At 66.9% G+C, this 25,474-nt stretch carries 25 protein-coding genes, 2 tRNA genes and 1 pseudogene; 17 read left to right on the top strand and 11 right to left on the bottom strand.

The window, feature by feature from the left end; all coding sequences use genetic code 11:
* The 3 genes and pseudogenes from J2Y49_RS26390 to J2Y49_RS26380 form a co-directional block, all read left to right on the top strand.
* A pseudogene (locus tag J2Y49_RS26390) lies at positions 1-115 on the top strand (succinate--CoA ligase subunit alpha); the annotation flags it as partial.
* Positions 116-238: 123 nt separating this feature from the next.
* Positions 239-1,174 carry an IclR family transcriptional regulator gene (locus tag J2Y49_RS26385; RefSeq protein ID WP_310118258.1) on the top strand — a complete coding sequence of 312 codons (936 nt, stop codon included), beginning with the start codon at positions 239-241 and terminating at the stop codon, positions 1,172-1,174.
* 414 nt (positions 1,175-1,588) lie between these two features.
* Positions 1,589-2,587: an NAD(P)H-quinone oxidoreductase gene (locus J2Y49_RS26380; protein WP_310118256.1), complete on the top strand. Its 999-nt coding sequence runs from the start codon at positions 1,589-1,591 to the stop codon at positions 2,585-2,587.
* 13 nt (positions 2,588-2,600) lie between these two features.
* On the opposite strand, the gene J2Y49_RS26375 is transcribed toward J2Y49_RS26380, so the two are convergent.
* The 3 genes from J2Y49_RS26375 to J2Y49_RS26365 form a co-directional block, all read right to left on the bottom strand.
* Entirely contained in the window at positions 2,601-4,064 is a 1,464-nt protein-coding gene (locus J2Y49_RS26375; RefSeq protein WP_310118255.1) for a hypothetical protein, read from the bottom strand.
* Positions 4,065-4,076: 12 nt separating this feature from the next.
* Positions 4,077-4,790 (bottom strand): BON domain-containing protein, encoded by a 714-nt coding sequence (locus J2Y49_RS26370; protein ID WP_310118254.1) that lies wholly within the window; start codon positions 4,788-4,790, stop codon positions 4,077-4,079.
* Between the two features lie 94 nt (positions 4,791-4,884).
* Positions 4,885-5,739 (bottom strand): N-acetylmuramoyl-L-alanine amidase, encoded by an 855-nt coding sequence (locus J2Y49_RS26365; RefSeq protein WP_310118252.1) that lies wholly within the window; start codon positions 5,737-5,739, stop codon positions 4,885-4,887.
* 258 nt (positions 5,740-5,997) lie between these two features.
* On the opposite strand from J2Y49_RS26365, the gene J2Y49_RS26360 reads away from it, so the two are divergent.
* A complete protein-coding gene (locus J2Y49_RS26360) occupies positions 5,998-6,165 on the top strand; it encodes a hypothetical protein (RefSeq protein ID WP_310118250.1) in 168 nt (55 codons plus the stop codon).
* A 142-nt stretch (positions 6,166-6,307) separates the two neighbouring features.
* Here J2Y49_RS26360 and J2Y49_RS26355 read toward each other — a convergent pair whose 3' ends face one another.
* Positions 6,308-6,694, bottom strand: a complete 387-nt coding sequence (locus tag J2Y49_RS26355; protein WP_310118247.1) for a hypothetical protein — start codon at positions 6,692-6,694, stop codon at positions 6,308-6,310.
* A 222-nt stretch (positions 6,695-6,916) separates the two neighbouring features.
* Between J2Y49_RS26355 and purU the strand changes: the two genes are divergently transcribed.
* Positions 6,917-7,783, top strand: coding sequence for a formyltetrahydrofolate deformylase (gene purU / locus J2Y49_RS26350; protein WP_310118245.1), 867 nt, complete (start codon positions 6,917-6,919; stop codon positions 7,781-7,783).
* A gap of 55 nt (positions 7,784-7,838) precedes the next feature.
* On the opposite strand, the gene J2Y49_RS26345 is transcribed toward purU, so the two are convergent.
* Entirely contained in the window at positions 7,839-8,642 is an 804-nt protein-coding gene (locus J2Y49_RS26345) for a response regulator (RefSeq protein WP_310118243.1), read from the bottom strand.
* Between the two features lie 924 nt (positions 8,643-9,566).
* Between J2Y49_RS26345 and J2Y49_RS26340 the strand changes: the two genes are divergently transcribed.
* Complete coding sequence (locus J2Y49_RS26340; protein WP_310118264.1) at positions 9,567-10,070, top strand: hypothetical protein; 504 nt, start codon at positions 9,567-9,569, stop codon at positions 10,068-10,070.
* Between the two features lie 412 nt (positions 10,071-10,482).
* Complete coding sequence (locus tag J2Y49_RS26335; protein ID WP_310118241.1) at positions 10,483-12,117, top strand: AMP-binding protein; 1,635 nt, start codon at positions 10,483-10,485, stop codon at positions 12,115-12,117.
* Positions 12,118-12,123: 6 nt separating this feature from the next.
* On the opposite strand, the gene J2Y49_RS26330 is transcribed toward J2Y49_RS26335, so the two are convergent.
* Both J2Y49_RS26330 and J2Y49_RS26325 read right to left on the bottom strand, forming a co-directional pair.
* Entirely contained in the window at positions 12,124-12,990 is an 867-nt protein-coding gene (locus J2Y49_RS26330; RefSeq protein ID WP_310118240.1) for a ChbG/HpnK family deacetylase, read from the bottom strand.
* Between the two features lie 59 nt (positions 12,991-13,049).
* Positions 13,050-14,000, bottom strand: a complete 951-nt coding sequence (locus J2Y49_RS26325) for a DMT family transporter (RefSeq protein WP_310118238.1) — start codon at positions 13,998-14,000, stop codon at positions 13,050-13,052.
* Between the two features lie 402 nt (positions 14,001-14,402).
* On the opposite strand from J2Y49_RS26325, the gene J2Y49_RS26320 reads away from it, so the two are divergent.
* The 7 genes from J2Y49_RS26320 to J2Y49_RS26290 all read left to right on the top strand — a co-directional run bounded on the left by J2Y49_RS26320 (position 14,403) and on the right by J2Y49_RS26290 (position 21,382).
* Positions 14,403-16,001: an ABC transporter substrate-binding protein gene (locus J2Y49_RS26320; protein WP_310118237.1), complete on the top strand. Its 1,599-nt coding sequence runs from the start codon at positions 14,403-14,405 to the stop codon at positions 15,999-16,001.
* Between the two features lie 214 nt (positions 16,002-16,215).
* Positions 16,216-17,226, top strand: a complete 1,011-nt coding sequence (locus J2Y49_RS26315; protein WP_310118236.1) for an ABC transporter permease subunit — start codon at positions 16,216-16,218, stop codon at positions 17,224-17,226.
* Between the two features lie 9 nt (positions 17,227-17,235).
* The gene (locus J2Y49_RS26310) at positions 17,236-18,159 is read left to right on the top strand and encodes an ABC transporter permease subunit (protein WP_310118234.1); all 924 of its coding nucleotides are present in this window, start codon (positions 17,236-17,238) and stop codon (positions 18,157-18,159) included.
* A 4-nt stretch (positions 18,160-18,163) separates the two neighbouring features.
* A complete protein-coding gene (locus J2Y49_RS26305) occupies positions 18,164-19,153 on the top strand; it encodes an ABC transporter ATP-binding protein (protein ID WP_310118232.1) in 990 nt (329 codons plus the stop codon).
* A complete protein-coding gene (locus J2Y49_RS26300) occupies positions 19,153-20,166 on the top strand; it encodes a peptide ABC transporter ATP-binding protein (RefSeq protein WP_310118230.1) in 1,014 nt (337 codons plus the stop codon). The genes J2Y49_RS26305 and J2Y49_RS26300 overlap by 1 nt, the downstream gene beginning before the upstream one ends.
* A 107-nt stretch (positions 20,167-20,273) precedes the next feature.
* Positions 20,274-20,762 carry a YajQ family cyclic di-GMP-binding protein gene (locus tag J2Y49_RS26295; RefSeq protein ID WP_310118227.1) on the top strand — a complete coding sequence of 163 codons (489 nt, stop codon included), beginning with the start codon at positions 20,274-20,276 and terminating at the stop codon, positions 20,760-20,762.
* Positions 20,763-20,974: 212 nt separating this feature from the next.
* Positions 20,975-21,382 carry a hypothetical protein gene (locus J2Y49_RS26290; RefSeq protein WP_310118226.1) on the top strand — a complete coding sequence of 136 codons (408 nt, stop codon included), beginning with the start codon at positions 20,975-20,977 and terminating at the stop codon, positions 21,380-21,382.
* 10 nt (positions 21,383-21,392) lie between these two features.
* Here J2Y49_RS26290 and J2Y49_RS26285 read toward each other — a convergent pair whose 3' ends face one another.
* Genes J2Y49_RS26285 through J2Y49_RS26275 form a run of 3 tightly spaced genes read right to left on the bottom strand, consistent with a single transcriptional unit; the run spans position 21,393 to position 23,303 of the window.
* Positions 21,393-22,280, bottom strand: coding sequence for a S49 family peptidase (locus J2Y49_RS26285; protein ID WP_310118224.1), 888 nt, complete (start codon positions 22,278-22,280; stop codon positions 21,393-21,395).
* A 49-nt stretch (positions 22,281-22,329) separates the two neighbouring features.
* A complete protein-coding gene (locus tag J2Y49_RS26280) occupies positions 22,330-23,100 on the bottom strand; it encodes a methyltransferase (RefSeq protein WP_310118222.1) in 771 nt (256 codons plus the stop codon).
* A complete protein-coding gene (locus J2Y49_RS26275; protein WP_149224602.1) occupies positions 23,097-23,303 on the bottom strand; it encodes a DUF2007 domain-containing protein in 207 nt (68 codons plus the stop codon). Before J2Y49_RS26275 ends, J2Y49_RS26280 begins: the two co-directional genes overlap by 4 nt.
* 117 nt (positions 23,304-23,420) lie before the next feature.
* Between J2Y49_RS26275 and J2Y49_RS26270 the strand changes: the two genes are divergently transcribed.
* From J2Y49_RS26270 to J2Y49_RS26260, 3 genes are all read left to right on the top strand, one after another.
* A complete protein-coding gene (locus tag J2Y49_RS26270) occupies positions 23,421-24,437 on the top strand; it encodes a polyprenyl synthetase family protein (RefSeq protein WP_149224601.1) in 1,017 nt (338 codons plus the stop codon).
* A gap of 119 nt (positions 24,438-24,556) precedes the next feature.
* Positions 24,557-24,633, top strand: a tRNA-Pro gene (locus J2Y49_RS26265).
* Between the two features lie 179 nt (positions 24,634-24,812).
* Positions 24,813-24,889 (top strand) — tRNA-Pro (locus tag J2Y49_RS26260).
* Positions 24,890-24,973: 84 nt separating this feature from the next.
* Here J2Y49_RS26260 and J2Y49_RS26255 read toward each other — a convergent pair.
* Complete coding sequence (locus tag J2Y49_RS26255) at positions 24,974-25,378, bottom strand: carboxymuconolactone decarboxylase family protein (protein WP_310118218.1); 405 nt, start codon at positions 25,376-25,378, stop codon at positions 24,974-24,976.
* Positions 25,379-25,474 lie beyond the last annotated feature (96 nt).

Below are 25,474 nucleotides of genomic sequence, written 5' to 3'. Positions count from 1 at the left end.
CGGCGGCAACGACACCGCCGACTTCAAGATCGACTTCATGAAGTCGGTCGGCATCGCCGTCGCCGACAGCCCCGCCAGCCTGGGCTCCACCATGCAGTCGATTTTCAAGAACTGACCGGTACCCCGCGGGGCCGCCGTCTGCGACGGTCCCGCGGTTCAAGCGAAGCTTCTGTCACTCACGCCATCAGCCGCAACAGACAGGCGCAACCAACGCGCCGGACCCCGAGGGAGATGGGACATGAAAGCGCAAGCCCACACCAACAGCATGACCGCCGGCACCATCGCACGCCGGATCATCCACGACGACCCCAGCGAGGGCGCCGCGGCGATCATCAAGACGGCGATCATCGAGGCGCCGCGCGAGAAGAACGACAACGGCAAGGCCGACGCCAAGGCTGAGCGTGGACAGGTGGTGCAGTCGCTCTGCCGTGCGCTGAACATCCTGACCATCCTCGGCGCCAATGACGGTCCGATGACCCTGACCGAGCTGGCGGAGGCCGCGAACCTGTCGCCCTCCACCACCCACCGCCTGCTGACGACCCTGCAGTACGAGCGCTACGTCCGCTTCGACCAGAGCGCGCGCGGCTGGGTGGTCGGCGTCCAGGCCTACATGACCGGCGCCAACTTCCTGAAGACCCGCAATCTGGTCGACGTCGCCCGTCCCCGCATGCGCCGCCTGATGGAGGAGAGCAGCGAGATCGTCAATCTTGCGGTCGAGGAGAACGGCGAGGCGCTGTATCTGGCCCGCGTCGGCGGTCCCCGCGCCGCCCAGGTGGCGGTGCCGCAGACCGACCGCACGCTGCTGCACTGCTCCGCCGTCGGCAAAGCCCTGCTGGCCGGCATGACCGAGACCAAGGTGCAGACCATCGTGACCCAGCGCGGCATGCGCCAGTTCACCCGAAGCACCCTGTCGTCGCTGCCGGCGCTGTACCGCGACCTGACGCTGGTGCGGACCCGCGGCTATGCCCTGGATCAGGAGGAGCGGGTGTCGGGCCTGCGCTGTGTCGCCGCCCCGATCTTCGACGAGAATTCCCGTGTGATGGGCGCCCTGTCGCTGTCCGGCTCCAGCCGGCGCATCGAGGACGCGCGGTTGCGCGCTCTGGGCGAGATGGTCAAGCGCGCCGCCGCGGCGGTGACGCAGGAACTGGGCGGGCGCATTCCGGTTCCGAACTGATCCATTCCACACACGGTCAAGCAATATGCGAGACGCCAAGAGCTGACGGCAGGTGGTGCACGTCGGCATATCCTCCCTGGCGCACTAGAGGCCGCGTTCCTGACGGAGCGCGGCCTTCTTTCTTAGAAATAATGCCGTTTCCACGGAATGGAAAAGAGGTCGTTTTCTCGGGAAATCTGAGTTTGGTGGTGCGATTGTCTGTCTCGGGAAAGGCGTTCCTTTCTCATCGGGCGGATGTGTTGTTTTGCATGTTCGCGCTTCTCTCGGAGACTGGCCGTGCTGTGTGCAGCACGGCCATTTTTTTGCTATTTCCGCAGGACGAAATCGGATCCATCGCCATGTGGACTGGCCGTCCGCCGCGACGACACAGTGCCCCCAGACCTTTCACCGGAACAGGGCAGGGGAGTGATCCGCATGGCAGAATCCAGACAGATGACGGCAATCGAGGTGAGCCAGCCCGGCAAGCCGGAGGTGCTGGTCCCGGCGCGCCGCCCGGTCCCCGATCCGGCGCCCGGCGAGATCCGCATCGCGGTCCAGGCCGCCGGGGTCAACCGGCCGGACGTGCTCCAGCGGCTCGGCAAATACAACCCGCCGCCGGGCATCAGCGACATCCCGGGCCTGGAGGTCGCCGGCACCGTCGATGCGCTGGGCGAGGGGGTGGAGGGCTGGGCCGTCGGCGATCCCGTCTGCGCTCTGCTGGCCGGCGGCGGCTATGCCGAGTTCTGCGTCGTGCCCGTCGCCCAGTGCCTGCCGATCCCCGCCGGCCTGTCTATGGCCGAGGCGGCGGCCCTGCCGGAGACCTTCTTCACGGTCTGGTCGAATGTGTTCGAGCGCGGCGCGCTTCAGCCCGGCGAGGCTCTGCTGGTCCATGGCGGCACGTCCGGCATCGGCACCACGGCGATCCAGCTTGGCGCTGCTTTCGGTGCGCGGGTCTTCGCCACCGCCCGCGGGGCGGAGAAATGCGGCGCCTGCGTCCGGCTGGGGGCCGAGCGCGCCATCGACTATGGCACCGAGGATTTCGTCGCCGTGGTCAAGGACGCGACCGGCGGGGCGGGCGTGAATGTCGTGCTCGACATCGTCGGCGGCGATTACGTCGCCCGCAGCATCGACGCTCTGGCGGTCGAGGGTCGCTATGTCTGCATCGGCTTCGTCCGCGGGGCGACGGCGACGGTGAATTTCTTCCCCGTCATGACCAAGCGGCTGGTGCTGACCGGCTCCACCCTGCGGGCGCGTCCGGTCGCCTACAAGCAGGCGGTGGCCGAGCAGTTGAAGGCCCGCGTCTGGCCGCTGATCGCCGAGGGGCGGATCAAGCCGGTCGTCCACGAGGTGTTTCCGCTGGAGCGGGCCGCGGGTGCCCACCGGCTGATGGAAAGCAACCAGCATGTCGGCAAGCTGGTGCTGGCGGTGGGGTGAGGGAACTCCCCCCTCAATCCAGCATCGGCAGGCCGGTTTCGATCCGGACCAGCGCGGCCAGCAGCGGGGCGCCGATGTCGCGGCGGACGAAGTTGCTGGCCTTTTCCGCCGCGTTGATCGACAGCTGGAAACTGCGGCGCCAGCGGTCGTCGTTGTAGAAGGTCTTCTCCGCCTTCGCACGCTGCGCCAGCAACCCCGGCCGGCGGCCGGCGGCATCGTCGACCAGCTTGTTCAGGCGGTTCATCAGGTCGTTGGCCGCGGCCGGCTCGCCGCGCTTCATCGCGGCCTCGACCAGTTCGGCGAAGGCCTCGCCACGGGTGTCGATGTCGGCCACCTGCTCGGCATAGGCGACGGCCATGCCCGTTTCGCCGCGCTTGGCCAGCCGCCCCAGCACGGCCGGGATCGTCCAGGGATTCTCGTCCTGCACGGTGCTGAGCAGGCCCAGCGCCAGCTTCGGCTCGCCGATATCGGCGGCGGCCACCGCCAGTTCCGGCGGGCAGCAGTCGCCGCGGGTTTCCTTGAATTTGGAGAACTGCGTCTCGACCGTGTTCAGGAACAGGGTGCGTGCCTGCGCCTCCTTGCCGGCGCGCAGCAGCGATTGGGCGACCAGCCCCAGCTCCCAGGCGCAGTTGTGGCTGGAGGCGTAGTTCTTGGCCTCGTCCGCCAGCGCGTTCGTCAGCGCCGCGTCGCCGCGCCAGGACGCTGCCTTGGCGATGTCGGCGAGGTTGTAGATGCGGGTGGAGCAGTCGTTGATCTGCCGGGTGATGTCGAGCGCCAGCGGCGTCTGCCCCATCAGCGACAGCGCGCGGGCCACGAACAGATCCTGGCCGGAGCTGTCGGCGACGCCGCCGCGGCGCACCGCGCTGACGAAGGGAGCCATGATCTCCTTGGCGCGGCCGGGGTCGCCCAGCTGCTGGTAGGCGACGGCCAGCGACAGCCAGTCCCAGCGGGCGGCATTGATCGGCGTTTCCACCGGCGGCAGCATCTCGCCGATGCGGTGGAGGAAGCACAGGCTGCCCAGCGCGTCGTTGCAGACCAGCGCACGGATGCGCGAGCGGAATTCGTAGAAGTCGAAATCGCCGACGAACTGGTTGGTGACGAGCTGCACCGCCAGCGGGCTGTCGGGGTATTTCGTCACGATCTCGTTGAACAGCTTGTCCGCCTCCTTCAGCAGGCGGGACTCCTCGGCGACGTCGAAAGTGTTGTCGGCCTGCCGGATCAGCTGCAGCGCCTGGACGAACAGGCGGTTCGCCGGGCCGGGCGTGCCGGCGGTCGGGTTGTCCGCCCCGCCGCCATCCTCCGTCACGGCGCCCGCCATCACGGCACCCGCCGTCACCGCCTCGGCCGCCACAACCCCGGCCGTCGCCGCGTCCTGCGCCGGAACGGGACCGGCCACGGCCGCCGCCGGCAGGATCAGGGCGGCGGCGACGGTGGCGGTGCGGAGTGCGGCGAGGACGTGGGAAAGGGCGGAGGCCATGGCGGTCGGGTTTCAACCCTGGAGGTTTGAGAGCAGACGGACGTAGCTGACGACGCGTTGAACGTTGGGAACCGAACGGGCGTGCTGGATCGCGCGGTCCAGCTCTTCCTGAGAACTGGCGACACCCATCAGATAGACAACGCCATCGACGGTATCGATGCTGTAGTTCTGGCTATGAATATCCGCATCGAACGTGATCCGGCTGCGAATCTGGGTTGAAATCCAGGTGTCGCGCGCGGTGTCGACGATGCTGGATCCGTTGTCGATCTGGATCTCGTTGATGACTTCCTTGACGCCCTGCGCCTGCCAGGCGAGGCGCACCGCGTCGAGCCGCATCTGCGGGTCGGCGGCGCGACCGGTCAGCAGCACGCGGCCCTGGTCGACCGTCAGCCCGATCCGGTTGGTCATGTCGACCGAATGCTGCAGCCACAGCGAATTGATGCGGGCGCGGATTTCGGTGTCGCTGACGAAACCGCCGAAACCGCGTTCCTGCGACGCCACGACCGCGGCACCGCCGGCGGTGCCGAGCAGCAGGGGGCCGCAGCCGGCCAGCGAAAAACCGGCCGCGCAGGCGAGCGCGAACAATGTCCCAAGGCGGCTCAAACCCGTCACAGCGTGCCTCCCTTCGCCAGCGTGCCGAGCGCCGGGCGGATGCGGCGCGCGGCCGGAAAAAGTCACGGCGGAACGGCGTTTGCAATGGGGAAATTCGGAGCCTTCACCAGTCATCGTCACTTTGTCCCCAGGTGATGCACGGATGTTGCAGTCGCTGCGGCTGCGAAGGGATGATTGCCGCAACGCTTCAGGCAGTCTCAGGGCAAAATCAGGCGAAAGCTGGGCTGGAGAGCACGCTCGCGATTTCTCGCGCCAGGACGCGGGAAACCACCCGGCGCGCCGTGGGGTCGCTCAGGATTTCCTCGTCCTTGGGGTTCGACAGGAAGCCGGTCTCCACCAGCACCGACGGCACGTCCGGCGCCTTCAGCACCGCGAAATTCGCCGCGCGCATCGGGTTGTCGAGCAGGCGAAGCTCCTTCCTCGCCCCTTCCACCAGAAGCTGGCGGGCGGCCAGCGAGGCGTGGCGGGTGTGGCGCGCCGTCAGGTCCATCAGGATGTCCTTGACGATGCGGTTGCCGCCGCCGGTCCCCCGCTTGCCGAATCGGTCCGCCTCGTTCTCCTGCTGGGCAAGGCGGGAGGCGAAGGCGTCGGACGCCTTTTCGGACAGGATGTAGGCCGACATGCCGCGGGCATCGGCATTGGGGGCGCTGTCGGCGTGGATCGACACGAACAGGTCGGCCCCGGCCGTGCGCGTCAATGCCACCCGTTCGTCCAGCGCCAGGAAGCGGTCGTCGCGCCGCGTCAGCTTCGCCGTGATGCCGTGCCGCTCGGCCAGCAGGCGTGCGACCTCGCGGGCGATGTCCAGCGTCACCGCCTTCTCGTGGGTGCCGCGGGTGCCGATGGCGCCGGGGTCGGCGCCGCCATGACCGGGATCGAGCATCACCAGTCGGGACCGTAGGGCGGACTGTGGCGAAGTGCCGCTGGACGGCTTGCGCTCCGGCCGCTGCTGGCCGGCGAGGGCGGAGCCGGAAGAGAGAGGCTGCGCCAGCGCGAGCCCCGCCGCGCCGAATGCGGTTAACCAGAGCTTGCTCAGCCCGAGCCCAAGCAGCTGTCGACGATCCATGGCGAAAAATACCGTGCTGCAAGTGGAGGAAGGGCTGCGACGTGCGATTGCCCTATCCGTTGCTCTACCCCGATTCGTTAACCAATGCGGGCACGAATAAGTATTGTCAAGGCCGGGTAGGTTACCATTCCTGAATATTTGTGAGCGTTCCGTCATCCGGGCAGACTTGACGGAACGAGGATTCGACAGACGTGATTGGTTGCTTGATGACAGTCTGAAAAAGCGCTAAAATTTTAGCGATCAGCTCGGGAGGTGTCGATGTTGAGAAAAGCCTTGTTCAACATCATCCGGCAAGAGCAGCGCGAAGTCGAGGGTGAGCTCGAACGCGAGGAACAGCAGCCGAGGCCTGATGCCGGCCGGATCGTCGGCCTTCGGCAGGAAGCAACCAGCCTGCGACGTGAGTTGGAACATTTCCACGACGTCTGAACCCCGGTTCCCGGCCGCCATCACGGCCATCGGGCGTCGCTATTGAGGTTGCCACTGAATTCGATGTGACCGATTTCGTAATCTGTCGGTCGCTCCCCTTCTCCGCAGGACCGCGGAGGAGGGGTTTTTGTTTCCGGGGTATTCACCCCAGCTTCGCGTAGCCGCGTTCGATCACCCGCTCGGCCGCTTCGTACACCGCCAGCATTTCCTCGTAAGCGGTGCGCAGGCGGGCGAGTTCGGCGACGGCGGGCTGTTCCGGATGGCGGGCCTCCGACATATGCAGGCCGGCGCGGATATAGTCGGCGCGCAGTTCGGCGACCCGCACCGCCATCCGCAGGAAGGAGTCCCGGTTCAGGTTCGGCAACTCGCGCCCGATGACCTCGCAGTTGGCCTCCAGGATGGCGGCATCCATGTTTTCCAGGAAGCGGCGGATGCGCTGGCTTCGGCCGCTGTCGGCGGCATCGGCCGTCAGCAGCTTGTCGACCTTGCCCTTGCTGTATTCGCCGATGATCTTGCCGCCGGATGCCATGGGGTGACTCCGCCCTGTTTCTGCCGACCGTTGCGCACTGTGCCGATTGTCGCACCGCCGGGCGGCGGGCGCCAGAGCGGCGTGGGCCGGCCGGATACCCGGGGCAATCCCGCTTGACGGTGCAGCCATGTGCGGGATCGCTCATGAAGCGGGTGCAACATCGCGGCGTTCGTGCTAGGGAAGCCTCCCCCTTTTCATGCTGTACGTCATGGTGGACGCGCGATGTCTGAGACCGGCTCCGACTATATCCTCACCGTTTCCTGCCCCGACACCGTCGGCATCGTCTTCGCGGTGTCCGGCTTCCTGGCGGAGCGGAGCTGCAACATCATCGACAGCGCGCAGTTCGGCGACCGCATCTCCGGCCTGTTCTTCATGCGCGTCAGCTTCAACGGCAACCCGGCCGGCCCGACGAAGGAGCAGTTGGAGGCCGAGTTCGCCGCCCAGGTGGCGGAACGCTTCGGCATGACCTGGAAGATCCACGACGCGCGGCGCCGCCCGCGCGTGCTGATCATGGTGTCGAAGTTCGGCCACTGCCTGAACGACCTGCTGTACCGCTACCGCACCGGTTACCTGCCGATCGAGATTCCGGCTATCGTCTCCAACCACCGGGACTTCTACCAGCTGGCGGCCTGGCATAACATCCCGTTCCACCACCTGCCGGTCGGCCCCGACAACAAGGCGCAGCAGGAAGCCCGCCTGCTGGAGATCGTGGACGAGGAGAAGGTCGACCTCGTGGTGCTCGCCCGTTACATGCAGGTGCTGTCGGGTGCGCTGTGCGAGCGGATGGCCGGCCGGGTCATCAACATCCACCACAGCTTCCTGCCCAGCTTCAAGGGCGCCAAGCCCTACCATCAGGCGCATGCCCGCGGCGTGAAGCTGATCGGCGCCACTGCGCACTACGTCACGTCGAACCTCGACGAAGGCCCGATCATCGAACAGGAGGCCGAGCGTGTCGACCATACGATGACGCCCGACGACCTGGTGGCCATCGGGCGCGACATCGAGAACATCGTGCTGGCCCGCGCCGTCCGCTACCACGTGGAGCACCGGGTGCTGCTGAACGGCAACAAGACCGTCGTTTTCCGCTGAGCTACTTCCGCTGACCTGCTTCCGCTAGGCCACCCGCGTCATGCGGCGCCGCCCCTCAGTGGGGCTGCGCCGTCGCGTGAGCGTCCTCCGGCTGCGGCATGAACACCGCACGGGTGATCGCCTGTTCGATCTGGTCGCGGGTGAAGGGCTTCGGAATCACCGGCCCCAGATGCTCCAGCCCGTGCTTGGCCAGATCGTCGGGGAAGGCGGTGACGAAGATCACCGGCAGGAAGCGGCGGGCCCGCAACTCGCGTGCCACCTCCAGCCCGTTGTCGCCGTCGGCCAGCCGGATATCCATCAGCGCCAGCGTCGGCCGGTGCTCGGCCGCCAGGGCCAGCGCCTCGTCCATCGTCGCCGCGTTGCCGCAGACGATATGGCCCATGCCGCGCACCGTCTCCGCCAGGTCGTAGGCGATGATCGCATCGTCCTCGACGATCAGGATGGTGGCGGTCAGGCGGGCGCGGACGCGCTCGCGGGCGTGGGTCAGCCGTTCCAGCGCGTCTTCCGGGGCAAGCTCGAGGACGGCGGCGGCGTCACCCACCGGCAGATCCTCCAGGTTGACCAGCAGGTAAAGCCGCCGGTCGGTCTCGTCCAGCGTCATCAGAGCGGATTCGACCGGATGGTAGGGGGCGACCGCGGGCGCCGCGCCTTCTTCATCCTGAAGCTTGTTCAGATGGCGGTAGAGCGCGCCGCGCGACAGACCCTCGCCACGGCCGGTCTCATCCTCGTCCGCCTCCAGGTACCATTCCAGGGTGCGGGTCACCAAGGCGTCCCCCCGCCCGTTCGTCCCGGTCAGTGCGCGGGCATAGCGGCGCAGGTAGGGCAAATGCTGCATGAAGTGACCGGTGTACTGCTCCATCTCTCTCCCCGTGCCTTTCTGCGGCGCGTGTTCCTAGCGACCTGACCGTCGTGCCGCGCCCGGTTGCCCGGTTGCGGCCGTCCTTACCCGGCTTGCGTGTCCGACGGCGACTGCGGCGGGCGGGGCCGCTGAAGGCCCCAACGCCGTAGACGCCGCTTCGAACCACAGACTGACGCATCCGGGCCTGCAACGGTCAAATTCATATGGCGCAGTCCACGGCCTAACGGGAGTGAACCCGAAAGATTTATTCGAGATACCGTTAAGGGATTACTCTCTATGCATAGTATGAAAACCGGCGGAGCATGTCCCGACGGAGTGGAAAGGCGGCCTATGACCGCTCCCGCATAGGGGGTGGCGGAGTAGGAGGCTTAACCGTTCTGAAAGACTTACCGGGCTACTCTGACATTGCCCTCAGGCGATGTGCCTTTTGAGGGCGAGGCGAGTGTTCCCGATCCTCGAAAGCGCCGGCCCTCCCCCAGGCCGGCGCTTTTTTCTTTGCAACCGATGCGCGGGCGCAAATCCGACCGGGAGGGGAGGGAACCAACCGCCGATGGTCGTGTTTGAACGGGCAATGGTGTGATTCCTCCCTGAACCGCCAGTCCTTTTCGCCGCCGGGCGCCGCCGCAGCATGCGGATTGGTGCCGGCGGCGAGTTTTTGTGCCCGGCCGGTGACTCCACCGTTTCCGCGCGTCAATAGGGGGCTTTCGCAACCCGATGCTTGCAACGCGTTTAATCCAACGTTAAGGACATCGCTTCACCGTTGAAGCGTGCCTTCGGTATGGAAGAGCGGCACGATCCGTGCCGGTCCTCCGGCCGAGACATCGCGCCGAAACACCGCGCCAAAGCAACGCGCCAAAGCAACGCATAGCTGCCGCATCGGGTCCGGGTTTGTGCATGGAAGACCAAGAGTTGGATCGGTCCCTGATGGACGGCATTCCGCCGGATGAACTGGCCGACTTCGCCTGGTGGCGGGATCGCGTGCGCGGGACCAACATCTCGGAAAAAACCCTGCTCGCGACCGATTATCTCAATCACTTCAACGAAATCGTGATGCTGATCGAGATGATCCCGGACATGCCGGACATGCTGGAGGAATGCCGCATCTGGCAACCCAAGAGCTATGCCGAGCATTTCCGCGACAGCGGCTTTTCCGACAAGGAACTGGCGATCGAGGCCTACGGCCATGTGCCGTCCAAGTTCCGCCGTCCTTTCGAGGACACCATCGCCCAGGCCCATCAGGTGATCGCCCACACGCTGGAGCGGATCGGAACCGACATCGACAGTGGCGACCCCGGCAAGCTCCGGATGGACTGCCAGACCTCCGTCGCGATGATCCACCGCATCATTCAGGTGGCGAACGGAATCATCCACGGCACCGCTCATGTCATGGAACAGGGCGAGATCGATCTTTATCTGCAGAACGGATGAGTTTTTCTGCCGGAACCCATACTTTCGTTGCGAAACGTGCGTCTTACCAACGGAAAACAGGCGTTTTCGATCACTTGTCCCGGCATGAATGGCGATTGATGGTGCACCCACCATTCGTTCGTTGCATGGCTCACAACCCCGCCCTGGCACTATAGTCGGATCATAAAAGATAAGACGGAGGCGTGTTCATGCGTCCTCTGCGGGGGGAGATGGAGCATTGCTCATGAAGGGATGCGCATTCGCGCCGGCCGATGGCATGGCCGTGTCTGAACCGCGCGTGTGGCGGGGCAACCCGCCCACCGATTACGCCGGCCCCCCTCTTCCCGTCGTCCAACGGGTGGAGGCATCCCAGCGCATGGCACCGGAGCGTGCGGCAGCAGAGCGCCCGGAGCGACCAGGACGTTCGGAGTGCATGGCGCCCTCGGGCCATCTCGACAGCTTCACCCGCGACCGGCTGCCGGCGCCGTCCCAGCGCCCCGATCTCATTCTCGAACGCCCTGAACTCCAGTATCCCGAACGCCTCAACGCCGCCACCGCCCTGATCGACGGTTGGCGCGAGCGCGGATGGGACGACCGCCCCTGCCTGATCGGCGGCGATGGGGAGGTGTGGAGCTACGGCCGGATGCGCGACACCGTCGACCGCATCGCCCGCGTCCTGACGGAGGATTACGGGCTTGTCACCGGCAACCGTGTGCTGCTGCGCGGACCCAACACGCCGATGCTCGCCGCCTGCTGGCTGGCGGTGATCAAGGCCGGCGGCGTGCTGGTGCCGACCATGCCGCTGCTGCGCGCGCCCGAACTGGCCGACGTGCTGAAGCGCGCGGCCATCGACATGGCGCTGTGCGACACCCATTTCCTCGACGATCTGGAAGAGGCGGCGGTGCCGTCGCTGCGCATCGTCGGCTTCCGCGACGGCGAGCTGGAACACCGCATCGCCACAAAGCCGGCGGGCTTCGTCGCTGCCGACACGGCGCAGGACGACGTCGCGCTGATCGCCTTCACCTCCGGCACCACCGGCACGCCCAAGGCGGCGGCCCATCTGCACCGCCATCTGCTGGCGATCACCGACCTGTCGCCGCGCTCGGTGTTGGGGACGGGACCGGACGACGTGTTCTGCGGCTCGCCGACCTTGGCCTTCGCCTATGGGCTGGGCGGGCTGCTGCTGTTCCCGTTGCGCATCGGCGCCTCCGTCATCCTGCTGGAGCGCGGAACAGCGGACCGGCTGCTGGAGGCGGCGACCCGCCACAAGGCGACGGTGATGTTCACGGTGCCCACCGTCTACCGCGGCATGATCGGCCGCATGGCCGCCGACCCGGCGCTGGCGAAGGGGCTGGCGTCCCTGCGGCTCTGCGTTTCGGCCGGGGAGCCGCTGCCCCAGCAGGCCTTCGAGGGCTGGCGCGATGCGACCGGGCTGGAGATTCTCGACAGCCTGGGCACTACCGAGCTGCTGAACGCGGTGCTCCATGCGGTGCCCGGCAATGTCCGGCCCGGTTCCACCGGCAAGCCGGTGCCGGGTTATGAGGCGATGGTGGTCGACGACCAGTTCCGCCGGCTGCCGCCGGGACAGGTCGGCCGGCTGGCGGTGCGCGGTGCGACCGGCTGCCTCTATCTCGACGATCCCCGGCAGGAAAGCTATGTCCAGCAGGGCTGGAACCTGACCGGCGACGCCTTCCACGTCGATGAGGACGGCTTCTTCTGGTATCACGCCCGCACCGACGACCTGATCGTCTCGGCCGGCTACAAGATCTCCGGCCTGGAGGTCGAGAACATCCTGCTCAGCCACGAGGCGGTGCAGGAATGCGCGGTGATCGCCGCCCCCGATCCCGTGCGCGGCACGATTCCCAAGGCCTTCGTCGTGCTGCGCGACGGGGTGTATCCCGACGAGCGTCTGGCCGAGGAACTGCAGAGCTTCGTCAAGGATCACATCGCGCCTTACAAGTACCCGCGCGCGGTGGAGTTCCTCGACGCGCTGCCGCGGACGGAGACCGGCAAGGTCCAGCGCTTCAAGCTGCGCCGCCGCGCCTGGCAACCGGACGACGCCGAGTAACGGCGCCTATCCGGCGCACAGGCCGGCAAAGCGGGTCAGCCGGATGTTTCGCCGTTCCAGCAGGGCGGCGAAGTCCGGTCCGCGGAGATAGTCGTATTCGGTGCGCCGCGGCTCGACCAGACTGTCGACCCGGCGCAACTCCTCGTCGGGCAGGCCGGGGTGGACCATCACCAAGGTCCGGCCATCAATACCCTCCAGGAAGCGCGCCATCAGCTCGGCGAAGGGATGGGAGCCGGTGAAGTCGTAGACCCCGGCGAAGCGGTCGTTCGCCGGTATGCCGCGCGCACGCACCATGCGGGCCAACCCGCCGCCGAGCCCGCCGATCAGCAGGGTCTTCGGCACCGCGACACGGCGACGCAGGACCGCGGTGACCGGCTCTCCGCACAGGCGGACATAGGCGCCGGGCATTGCTGCCAGCGCTTCCACCACCGCGTCGCGCACACCGGGCAGTTGGTGGACATGCTGGTGGCCGTCGATGTAGTCGGGGGCGGCACCCCAGGCGTCGGTGAAGGCGGCGATCTGGCGTGACAGTTCGTCACGGATCTCTGCCCGCACGGCCGGCGCGTTCAGTTTCCCGCGATAGGCCCAGCCCATCAGCCGCCCCAGCGGCGGCAGCCGTCCATCCGGCGCCAGCGTCGGCATCGGCCCAAGCGGCGGCTGGTCGGTCAGGGTGAAGTGCAGGCCGACATCCGCCTTGTCCTTCAACTCGCGGAGGGCCGCGGCGCCGGTCCGCCAGTGCGGGCAGAGGCTCATGACCGACGTGGCGGTGAGCCGACCACGGGCGATCAGGTCGCGGATGGCGGCATTCACGCCGGGGGCAAGCCCATAATCGTCGGCACAGAGCAGCAGCGGAGTCGGAGTGTTCTGGAGCATGGCCGGATCGGGACGGAGACGGTCGGGTCCGGCCAAGATGGGCGGGGCGGCGGTGCCGATCAAGCGGCTTCGGACGCGGCCTGCGCTCGCGGTTTGCGGGCGGGCAGGGTGGCCAGCATCACCCCGGGCAGGACCAGCAGCACGCCCATCAGGTGAAAGCCCTGCAGCGGTTCCGCCAGCAGAAACCAGGAGGCCAGCGCCGCCCACAGGGGCGAGACATACAGCGCGGTGGAGGCACGGGCGGCGCCCATCATCGCGATGGTCTTCTGATAGGCCAGCAGTGCCAGGACCGAGGCGAACAGCGCCACCGCCATGATCGACAGGATGGTGGAGGTCGAGAAGGGCACGGGCCGCACCGCCACCGTCTCCCACGCATAGAAGGGAGCCAGCACCAGGACGCCGGCCAGCGCGTTGGCGGCGAAGGCGGTAACCACCGGCAGGGGTGTGCCCGATTGCCGCAGCAGGATGGTGTAGACCGACCAGGACACCGCCCCCGTCAGCACCAGAAGGTCGCCGACATTGAAGGACAGGTGGCGCAGCGCCTCCGGATCGCCGCGGGTCAGGATCACCAGAACCCCGGCCATCGCCAGCAGGATGCCCAGGATCTGCCGCGGCCGGATCGCATCGCCCAGCCAGAGGGCCGCCAGCGCCAGGATCATCGCCGGGCTGGTGGCGTAGATCAGGCTGGCGTTGGTGGCGCTGGTCCGCTCCAGCCCGTAATAGACGATGGCGCCGGAAATACCCTGTCCCAGCACGCCGAGCAGCAGATAGCGGCGCCACTGCTCCTTCAACTGCCGCCGGTGGGCCAGCAGGCCGGACAGGGCGAAGGGCAGTACGATCAGGAAGGCGATCAGCCAGCGCCAGAAGGCCAGTCCGATCGGCGGCACCACATGGGCCGCCGCCCGGCCGACCACCGGGTTGGAGGCCAGCAGCGCCGATCCGACGATGTAAAGGCTGTAGGCGGCCAGCGGGCCGGAGCGCAGGGAAGACGGCAGGCGCGGAAGCGGCATCGACCGGTCGGTGTCCGAAAAGGGGTTCCATGGATGGTGCAACCCAGCCTAGCATGGCGGCCGGCGCCACCCTTCACGGCAGGTGTGCATGGCAGCCGTCCGGATCCTGTCGGCAGCGGGAAGAACCGCGGCTACCCACCCGGATAGCCTGATTCGCAGGGTGAGGGGCCTGTCGATTCGGTCAACCGGATGGTTGTCTTTGCAACTGTTTCGTTTCGGGGGTCGGAAATGTGTCCATACGGACGTATTGGCGCCTCAAAATATGCTCTGCGCCACGGTATAGCCACGTATGCATGTTGACGTTGACAGGCGCCTTGGGCACGCGCCAAATGGCGACGCTATTTCCAACGGCGTTCTGGCAAATTTTCCGTACGCTTTAACCGGAATCGGGAGGCAAGACGAATGAAGCGCATCCTGCTGGGTGCCGGGCTTGGTATGGCCGCGGCGCTGGCGCTGTCGGCGCCGGCCCAGGCGGCGAAGACCCTTGTTTACTGCTCCGAGGGTAGCCCTGAAAACTTCAACCCCATGTTGAACACGACCGGCACCAGCTTCGACGTGGCCCTCCCGGTCTACAACAACCTGGTCCAGTTCGAGCATGGCGGCACCAAGGTCATTCCCGGCCTGGCCGAATCCTGGACCATCTCCGACGATGGCCTGGTCTATACCTTCAAGCTGCGCGCCGGTGCCAAGTGGCACAGCGTCGGCGATTTCAAGCCGACGCGCGACGCCAACGCCGACGATGTGATCTTCTCGTTCGAGCGCCAGTGGAAGCCGGATCACCCCTTCCACAAGATTTCCGGCGGCGCCTACGACTACTTCAACGACATGGCGATGCCCAAGCTGTTGAAGTCGATCGAGAAGGTTGACGACCTGACGGTCAAGTTCACGCTGAACGCGGTCGAGGCGCCGTTCCTGGCCAACCTCGCCATGCCGTTCGCGCCGATCATGTCGGCCGAATATGCGGCGATGCTTCAAAAGAAGGGCACGCCGGAGAAGCTGGACCAGGTTCCGGTCGGCACCGGCCCGTTCCAGTTCGTCGCCTACCAGAAGGACGCCGTCATCCGCTACAAGGCGTTCGAGCAGTTCTGGGGCGGCAAGCAGCCGCTGGACAACCTCGTCTTCGCGATCACGCCCGATGCGGCGGTCCGTCTGGCCAAGCTGAAGGCCGGCGAATGCCAGGTGATGCCGTACCCGAACCCGGCCGACATCGACGCGATGAAGAAGGACGGCTCGATCGTCGTTCAGGAACAGGAAGGCCTGAACGTCGGTTACGTCTCCTTCAACGTGACGAAGAAGCCGTTCGACGACGTCCGCGTCCGCCGCGCCGTCAGCATGGCGATGGACAAGAAGGCGATGGTCGCCGCGGTCTATCAGGCCGCCGGTGTCCCGGCCAAGAACCCGATTCCGCCGACCATGTGGTCGTACAACGACTCGATCGAGGACTATCCGTACGACGTCGAGCGGGCGAAGAAGCTGCTGGCCGACGCCGGCTATCCGAACGGCTTCGAGACCGACCTGTGGGCGATGCCGGTGCAGCGCCCGTACAACCCCAACGCCAAGCGCATCGCCGAGATGATGCAGGCCGACCTCGCCAAGGTCGGCATCAAGGCGAAGATCGTGCAGTACGAATGGGGTGAGTACCGCAAGCGCATGCAGCAGGGCGAGCACCAGATGGGCATGCTCGGCTGGACCGGCGACAACGGCGATCCCGACAACTTCCTCTACACCCTGCTGGGTTGCGAGGCGGCGCGTCAGGGCGGCAACAACCTGTCGAAGTGGTGCAACAAGGAGTTCGACGACCTCGTCGTCCAGGCCAAACGCACCACCGACATCGCCGCGCGCACCAAGCTGTACGAACAGTCGCAGGTCATCTTCAAGGAAGAGGCCCCCTGGTACACCATCGCCCATTCGGTGGTCTACATGGGTCTCGCCAAGAACGTCGTCGGCTACAAGATGGATCCGTTCGGCATCCATCGCTTTGAAGGCGTCGACCTGAAGTGATGCGTAGCGCAAGCCCCGGAAGATGGGCTTGCGGAAAAGAGTGAGGGGGGCGTGGTTGCCGCGCCTCCCGGCTTTTTGAGATGAGTTGCGTTCCCGCCTCCGCGCAAGCGGGGACGGGCCAGGGTGGGGCAAGTGCCCCTGACGGAACGGGGCGTTGTCGAGGCAGCGCTCCGTTCCAGTTTTCACCATAGTTTTAAAAAACGAGTACCCGTCGATGCTTCGCTTCATCCTGACGCGGGTGAGCTTGGTGATTCCGACCTTTCTCGGCATCACCTTTCTGACCTTCATCCTGATCCGGCTGGTTCCCGGCGACCCCATCGAGGTGCGCGTCGGCGAACGGGGCATCGCGCCCGAACGGCTGGCCGCCCTTCGCCATGAACTGGGTCTGGACCAGCCGCTCTGGCAGCAGTTCCTCGATTATGTCGGCAACGTGCTGTCCGGTGATTTCGGCCTGTCGCTGGTCACCCACAATTCGGTGCTGAGCGAGTTCATCGCCCTGTTCCCGGCCACCCTGGAACTGGCGATGTGCGCGATGCTGTTCGCGACGCTGGTCGGGCTGCCCGCCGGGATCCTGGCGGCGGTGAAACGCGGCTCGCTGTTCGACCACGGCGTGATGGGCATCAGCCTGACCGGCTATTCGATGCCGATCTTCTGGTGGGGCCTGCTGCTGATCCTGTTCTTCTCGGTCGGACTTGGCTGGACCCCGGTGTCGGGGCGCCTGGACCTGATCCATTACGTCGAGCCGGTCACCGGCTTCATGCTGATCGACACGCTGATGGCCGGCGAATACGAGGCGTTCCGCTCCGCTCTCGGCCATCTGGTGTTGCCGACCATCGTGCTGGGCACCGTGCCGCTGGCCGTGGTGGCGCGCATGACGCGTTCGGCCATGCTGGAGGTGCTGGGCGAGGACTACATCCGCACCGCCCGCGCCAAGGGTCTGGCCGACGGCCGGGTCATCGGCATGCATGCGCTGCGCAACGCGCTGATCCCGGTGGTGACCGTCATCGGCCTGCAGGTCGGCACGCTGTTGGGCGGCGCCATCCTGACCGAAACCATCTTCTCCTGGCCGGGCGTCGGCAAATGGCTGATCGAATCGATCAATCGCCGCGACTATCCGGCCTTGCAGGGCGGTGTCCTGCTGATCGCCACCTCGGTGATCCTGGTCAACCTGCTGGTGGACGTGCTCTACGGCGTCCTCAACCCCCGCATCCGTCACGCGCGGTGAGGCCAATCCATGTCCGCTGAATTCTCGACCAACGCAGATCCCGCCACCCCGGAAACGGTCGCGGTCTCGCGTCCGCCGCACCCGCTGACCGAGTTCTGGTATCACTTCAGGCAGAACAAGGGCGCACTGGCCGGTCTGGTGGTGATCCTGATGATCGCCACCATCGCTGTGCTGGCCGGCGTGATCGCCCCGCACGACCCCGACATCCAGTACCGCGACGCCATCCTGACCCCGCCGGTCTGGCAGGAGGGCGGAAGCTGGACCTACATCCTGGGCACCGACGACATCGGCCGGGACATGCTGTCGCGCCTGATGTACGGCGCCCGGCTGTCGATGATGATCGGACTGATCGTCGTCACCCTGTCGCTGGCCGTCGGGCTGGGGCTGGGCCTGCTCGCCGGCTTCTTCGGCGGGATCGCCGACGTGCTGATCATGCGCGCCATGGATATCCTGCTGGCGCTGCCCTCGCTGCTGCTGGCGGTGGTGGTGGCCGCCATCCTCGGGCCGGGGCTGGTGAACGCCATGCTGGCGGTGTCGGTGGTGGTGATCCCGCACTATGCCCGCCTGACCCGCGCCGCCGTGCTGGCGGAGGTGAACAAGGACTATGTCATCGCCTCGCGCGTCGCCGGGGCCGGGCCGCTGCGCCTGATGCTGATCGTGGTGCTGCCGAACTGCCTGGCGCCGCTGATCGTGCAGGCGACGCTGGGCTTCTCCACCGCCATCCTGGACGCCGCCGCGCTGGGCTTCCTCGGCCTCGGCGCGCAGCCGCCGACGCCGGAATGGGGCACCATGCTGGCGTCCTCGCTGCAGTTCCTCCAGCGCGCCCCCTGGGTCGTGACCTGGCCCGGCATCGCCATCCTGGTGACCGTGCTGGCCTTCAATCTGTTGGGCGACGGTCTTCGCGACGCGCTCGACCCCAAGCTGAAGCGTTGACCTCATGCCTCTTCTCGACATCAAGAACCTGTCGGTCGAGTTCACCACCCGCGCCGGCACCTTCCGCGCGGTGGATGGCATCGACCTGACCGTGGACGAGGGCGAGGTCGTCGGCATCGTCGGCGAATCCGGCTCCGGCAAGTCCGTGACCTCGCTGGCCGTGATGGGGCTTCTCGGCTCCAACGGCCGCGTCGTCGCCGACCGGATGACGTTCGCCGGCAAGGACCTGCTGACCATGTCCGCCGCCCAGCGCCGAAAGATGACCGGCAAGGACGTGGCCATGGTCTTCCAGGAGCCGATGACCAGCCTCAACCCCTGCTTCACCGTCGGCTTCCAGATCATGGAGACGCTGCGGGTGCATGAAGGGCTGTCCGGCAAGGCGCTGCGCAACCGCGCCATCGCCCTGCTGGAGCAGGTCGGCATCCCGGCGCCGGAAACCCGCCTGTCGGCCTTCCCGCACCAGCTGTCGGGCGGCATGAACCAGCGCGTGATGATCGCCATCGCCATCGCCTGCAACCCGCGCCTGCTGGTCGCGGACGAGCCGACGACGGCGCTGGACGTCACCATCCAGAAGCAGATCCTCGACCTGCTGGTCCAGCTGCAGCGCGAGCGCGGCATGGCGCTGATCCTGATCACCCACGACATGGGCGTGGTGGCGGAGACGGCCCAGCGCGTCGTCGTGATGTATGCCGGGCAGGTGGCGGAGACGCGGCCGGTCCACTCGCTGTTCGAGCGGCCGCGCCACCCCTACACCGGGGCCCTGCTGGACGCCCTGCCGGAACGGGCGCTGGGCAAGCGCCGGCTGCCGACCATTCCCGGCATGGTGCCGGGCATCGCCGACCGGCCGGCCGGCTGCCTGTTCAGCCCGCGCTGCCGCTTCGCCGATGCCCGCTGCCGTGCCGAGCGCCCGGCCCTGTTCGACGTGGACGACGGGCGCGCGCGCTGTTTCTACCCGCTGCCGGACGGCCATCTCGCCGCCGGGGAGGCGCTGTGATGAGCACCGAACCTGAGTCCCCCATCATCGAGGCTTCGGCCGACCGCTCGGTCGTGCTGGAAGCCCGCGACCTGCGCAAGCACTATGCCGTCAAGCGCGGTGCCTTCAAGCCGATGGCGACGGTGAAGGCACTGGATGGCGTGTCCTTCCGCCTGCAGGCCGGCAAGACGCTGGCGGTGGTCGGCGAATCGGGCTGCGGCAAGTCGACGCTCGCCCGCTCCGTCACCATGATCGAGCCGCCGACCTCGGGCGAGCTGCACTATGACGGCCGCGACGTGGTCGGGCGCAGCGCGGCGGAGATGAAGGAGCTGCGCCGGACGGTGCAGATGGTCTTCCAGAACCCCTACGGCTCGCTGAACCCGCGCAAGACGGTGGGATCCATCCTGACCGAGCCGCTGGTGATCAACACCGCCATGGACAAGCACGAGCGGCGCGACCGCGCGGTGGCCATGATGGGGAAGGTCGGCCTGCGGCCCGATCAGGTCGACCGCTATCCGCACATGTTCTCCGGCGGCCAGCGCCAGCGCATCGCCATTGCCCGCGCGCTGATGCTGAACCCGCGCGTCGTTGTGGCGGATGAGCCGGTGTCGGCGCTCGACGTGTCGATCCAGGCGCAGGTGCTGAACCTGATGATGGATTTGCAGGAAGAGCTGAACCTCGCCTACCTGTTCATCTCCCACGATCTCAGCGTGGTGCGGCACATCGCCGATTCGCTGATGGTGATGTATCTGGGCAAGCCGGTGGAGCATGGTGCCAAGGACGTGGTCTTCACCCGGCCGCGGCATCCCTACACCCGCATCCTGCTGGCGGCGACGCCGCGGGTGAACCCCGACCTGCGGGTCGAGCGGGTGGTACCGAAGGGCGAACTGCCGTCGCCGCTGAACCCGCCGCCGGGCTGCGCGTTCCACAAGCGCTGCCCCTTCGCCACCGACCGCTGCGCCGCGGAGGTTCCGCCGCTGCGCCCGGTGGATGAGCGGCTGGTCGCCTGCCATTACGCCGAAGAGATGAACTGAGAAGGGCAGGGTGCCTGTCGGGGAAGGCGGCTGTTGAGTGCGGCGGCCGTCTTCTTTACGGTGCGCCCGATTCGTTCATCGATAGTCCTATCAGGGAGAGAGCCGCCATGCCGTCCTTCGACATCGTGTCCAAGACGGACGTCCACGAGATCGACAACGCCCTCGCCGGCGTCCGCCGCGAGATCGAGACCCGGTTCGACTTCAAGGGCTCGAAATGCACGGTCGAGCGGACCGAGAACGAGATCGTTCTGCTGGCCGACGACGCCACCAAGCTGGAACAGATGCAGGAGTTGCTGCGCGTCTATGTGACCCGCCGCAAGCTGGATGCCGCGGCGCTGGATTTCTCCGCCAAGCCGGAGCGGGCGGCCGGCGACGCGCTGCGCCACGCCGTGACGATCAAGCAGGGAATCGCGCAGGATCTGGCGAAGACCATCGTCAAGGGGATCAAGGACAGCAAGATGAAGGTCCAGGTCTCGATCCAGGGCGACGAGCTGCGGGTGACGGGCAAGAAGCGCGACGACCTGCAGGACGCCATCGCCGTGGTCAAGCGGCTGGGCATCGAGCAGCCGCTGCAGTACCAGAATTTTCGCGATTGATGGGCTGCGACTGATTGGCCGCGACCGAGACGCCCCCGGCGGCCCGGCAAGCCTTGCCGCCCACTGGGTAAGTTCTGCCGGGCCGCTGGGAAATTTTTGCCGGTCAAATCGTCGCAGGAGCGGCCCTGACCCTTGCGATCCGCCGGTTGTGTTGATGGCGTGATTTTTGCGTGTATCCCTGCGGTTCGCCACTAACCGCAGGGGATCGTCCCATGTCGATGATGGCCAACAGCGAGGCCACGCAAGCCATGCGCATCCGGGCGGAAGACGTCCTGGAGCGCAAAGGGACGGGTGCGTCCCGGCAGGCGGGTGCGCTGGCCGGCCAGTTCGCGGCGATGCTGGAGACCCTGAACGGGGTGGGGGAGGGCGGAGTCTCCGCCGCCGACGGTGCCGGGGTGGTGCCGAACGCCCAACCCGCGGTGCGGCTCGGCGTCGGTGCGGTCACTCTGTTCGCCCAGGACGTAGGCCAGGCCGACTCCGGCATGGATGCCGCTGCCGCCATGCCGGATCCCCAGGACCCGGCGACCGCGATGCAGGTGGTGGAAAGCGCCATCCAGGCCGGCGACGGCACCAACTTCCGCTGGCTGACCACCCTGCTGACCCAGAACTCCGCGGCCTAGCCGAGACCGCCTAAAGCCCCAGCCTCGCCCAGGCCGCCCAGTCGTCCAGCGACGTGCGGGCGGCGGCCACCAGGGCGTCGGCGAAGGCTTCCGGCGCTCCCGCTTCCGGCAGGGGTGTGCTTCCTCCCGTCCGCAGGCCGAGCCGCCGCAGCATGCCGCGCTCCTGCTGCACCACGCGCAGCCGCACCTTCTCGCCGAAGCGGCCGCGCATGACCGAGCGCAGGTCGCCCAGCCCGTCGATCAGCCCCAGCGCCAGCGCCTTGCGCCCGGCCCAGAAGGCGCCGGAGAACAGATCTTCCTCCGAACCAGTCAGGCGGCCGCTGCGCCGGGCGCGGACCATCGCCTTGAACGCCTCGTGGATGTCGGCCTGCAGGGCCTTAAGATGGGCGACGCCGTCCTCCCGCTCCGGCGAGAAGGGGTCGAGCAGAACCTTCTTGTCGCCGGCGGTGTAGAGGCGCCGTTCGATGCCGTGGCGCTCGATCAGTTCATGCAGGCCGAAGCCCGACGACACCACGCCGATGGACCCGACGATGGAGCTTTCGTCGGCCCAGATCTCATCCGCCGCGCAAGCGAGCCAATAGCCGCCCGATGCCGCCGCATCCTCGCAGAAGGCGAAGACCGGCACTTTCTTTTCCTCCGCCAGATCGCGGATCCGCTTGGCGATCAGCGCGGACTGAACCGGCGACCCGCCCGGCGAGTTGATGATCAGCGCCACCGCCTTCTGGTCCTTGGGCGCGAAGGCGCGCTCCAGCAGCGGGGCGACACCGGCCAGCGACAGACCGGAGCGGAACGGGCCGCCCTGGCCGATGACGCCGGACAGGCGGACGACGGACACCAGCGGCCCGGCCTTGCGCCAGGGGCCGAAGGGGAGTTTGGCGAGGAGGGATTGCAGGCTCATGCCCGCAGAGATGGGATTGAAGTCTCCCGTTTGAAAGGCTCCGTCCGCGCTAAAAAATAAGTGCCTCGGCATCGCGCAGCACCCGCTCCGCCGCCGGGCTGTAGCCGCCTTCCGGGTTGTGGACGGTGAGGCCGGCGGTCAGCCGGGCCGGCGCCCTGCCGCCCTTGCGGGCGACCAGCAGCAGGCGCTTCGCCTCCACCCCGGGCTTCGGCCACAGCGGCACCAGGACCAGGCTGCCGAACCGGCCGCGCAACGCCTGCAGGATGTCGTCGATGCGGTCGGCGCGGTGGACCATCGTCAGCATGCCGCGCGGCTTCAGCATCGCGTCGGCGAAGCGCACCCAGTCCGGCAGTCCTGCCGCACCTTCCATATTCGCCGCGGCCTTCCAGTCGTCGGGCGGGCGGCTGGCCGCGCCGGCCTTCAGATAGGGAGGATTCATCATCACCCGGTCGAAATCGGCGCTGCCAAGGGCCTGCGGCGGGGCCAGCAGGTCGCCCTGCACCACCTCCACCCGGTCGGCGACTCCGCTGAGGACCGCGTTGCGGCGGGCGAAGGCGCAGGCGTCGGCCCGCTGCTCCAGCCCGGCGACGGCGACGCCCGGCACCCGGACGGCGAGGCACAGTGCCGCAGCCCCGGTGCCGGTGCCGACGTCGAGCACCCGCTCGCCATTGGTCGCGGCGGTGATGGCGGCGAGGAAGACCGGGTCGATGGCGGCACGATAGCCGCCGTCGGGCTGGAGCAGCCGCACCCGCCCGTTCAGCAAGAAATCCGGCTGCGCTGACAGGGGTATTTCCGGATGCGGAACGATATCGTCACTCACGCTTCGCCGGCCTCGCGCAGGACGCGGATGGCCTGGTCGGCGTCGTCGCTATCCACCATCAGCCGTCGCGGGATGGCGCCGATGGATCCCTCCAGGATGCTGGTGTGGGTGTCCAGCACGATGGCCTCGATCCCGGCATCGGCCAGCAGGGCGACCAGCCAGGACAGGCGGACGGGGTCGGTGATGCGCAACAACTCGATCATCGCGTCTCGGAAGAATGGGCGTCTCGAAAGAACGGTCCCCTGCGGACTTGACCGAAGAGGCTAGGCCGTTATGCTCCCTAGCGCAAATTCTGGCGTCAATCACCCGTGGAGTCGACCTTGGCGGTCGTTACCAACTTCGAGCCGAAACGGCGCAAGTCTACCCCGCTCGACGACCTGACCGCTTTGGTGGCCGAGGACCTCAGCGCCGTCAACCAGATCATCCTCGACCGGATGCAGTCTCAGGTCGAGATGATCCCCCAGTTGGCCGGCTACCTGATCGCGGCCGGCGGCAAGCGTCTGCGCCCGGTGCTGACGCTGGCCGCCGCCAACATGTGCGGGTATCAGGGCGAGCATCACCGGCTGCTGGCCGCGGTGGTGGAGTTCATCCACAGCGCGACCCTGCTGCACGACGACGTCGTCGATGAAAGCGACCTGCGCCGCGGCATGGCGTCGGCCAACGCGGTGTTCGGCAACAAGGCCAGCGTGCTGGTCGGCGACTTCCTGTTCTCCCGCGCCTTCGAGATGATGGTGGAGGTGCAGTCGCTCGACGTGCTGCGCATCCTGTCGGGCGCCTCGGCCATCATCGCCGAGGGCGAGGTGCTGCAGCTGCGCACCACCAACGACACGGAGACCAGCGAGCAGGCCTATCTGGAGGTCATCAAGGGCAAGACGGCCGAGCTGTTCGCCGCCGCCTGCCGCGTCGGCGCCGTCGTCGCCAACCGCCCGCAGGCGGAGGAAATGGCGCTCTACGACTACGGCATGAATCTGGGCATCGCTTTCCAGCTCGTGGACGACGTGCTGGATTACTCGGCCTTGCAGGCGAAGCTGGGCAAGACCGTCGGCGACGATTTCCGCGAGGGCAAGATCACCCTGCCGGTCGTGCTGGCCTTCCGCCGCGGCAACGACGAGGAACGCACTTTCTGGCGCCGGGTGATGGAGGATCTCGACCAGAAGGACGGCGACCTGGAGCATGCGCAGGCGCTGATGGCCCGTCACAACGCGCTGAAGGACACGGTGGAGCGGGCGCGCCATTACGGCTCCATCGCCCGTGACAGCCTGGGGCTGTTCGCCGAGGGGCCGATCAAGCAGGCCCTGCTGGAAGTCATTGATTTCGTGATCGATCGCGATTTCTGACGAGAGGGGAGGGGGGCTGATCTTTTTGGCCGATGACGCATTTTTTGCGTTGCGCGCCGGAGCGTGAGCGTTTATACACCCCCTCCACCGGCGGACGACATGCCCGCCGGCGACATGATCGGAGAGTAGCTCAGCCTGGTAGAGCACTGCTTTCGGGAGGCAGGGGCCGGAGGTTCGAATCCTCTCTCTCCGACCAAAAGATCAAGGGCTTCCGGAGAAATCCGGGAGCCCTTCGTCGTTTCAGGGTCCGTCCGGTACGGCAATGCGGCATGGCAAAAATGCAGTGGGCAGGCTGTGACTTTGCATTGCGCAGCGGCGCGGAACCGTTTATACACCCGCTCCACCGGCGGACGACACGCCCGCCGGTGACATGATCGGAGAGTAGCTCAGCCTGGTAGAGCACTGCTTTCGGGAGGCAGGGGCCGGAGGTTCGAATCCTCTCTCTCCGACCAATAGACAAGGGCTTCCGGAATGATCCGGGAGCCCTTCGTCGTTTCGGACTTATGCCGGTCGGGTGGCGCAGTCCCGCCGCCCTGTCAGGCGGCGCGCTGCTGTTGCGACATATGCCTCCGCACATGGTCGCAGGCCTGATCGACTTCCTGTGTGAAGGTGTCGTAATCCACCTGCATCCCGTTCAGATAGGCGCTCCAGCCCGCGCTGGACTTCGCATAGTGAACGGCAGCCTCGATCTCGTCCTTTGTCGCGCCGAACAACTTGGCGAGCGCGGTATGATAAAAGGCGCAGTACCGGCACTTTGTGACTGCGGCAATCCCCAGACCGATCAGTTCGCGGTATTTCTGTGGGATTGGTCCGTCATCGACCTGTACGGCCTTGAACAGGCGCCATTCGGCTTCGATGGTGCTGTCGGGCAATTCCTTGAAGAAGGATGGTACCAGCCCGAAGACGTCGGTAATCTCCTGATATACGGCTTGGCGATCCATGTGCCCCTCCCTGAGGTGAGGCGTGGGCATGCCGCAAGATGCGCAGGCACGCTCGCGTCGAAGAGGGCCATTGTACGCCGTGAACCGTTGGGTGGA

Origin of the sequence: Azospirillum sp. BE72 (genome assembly GCF_031455875.1) — a bacterium.
Classification (GTDB): Bacteria; Pseudomonadota; Alphaproteobacteria; order Azospirillales; family Azospirillaceae; genus Azospirillum.
Note: the sequence above shows the minus strand (reverse complement) of the source record. Positions and strands in the feature narration are given on the sequence as shown.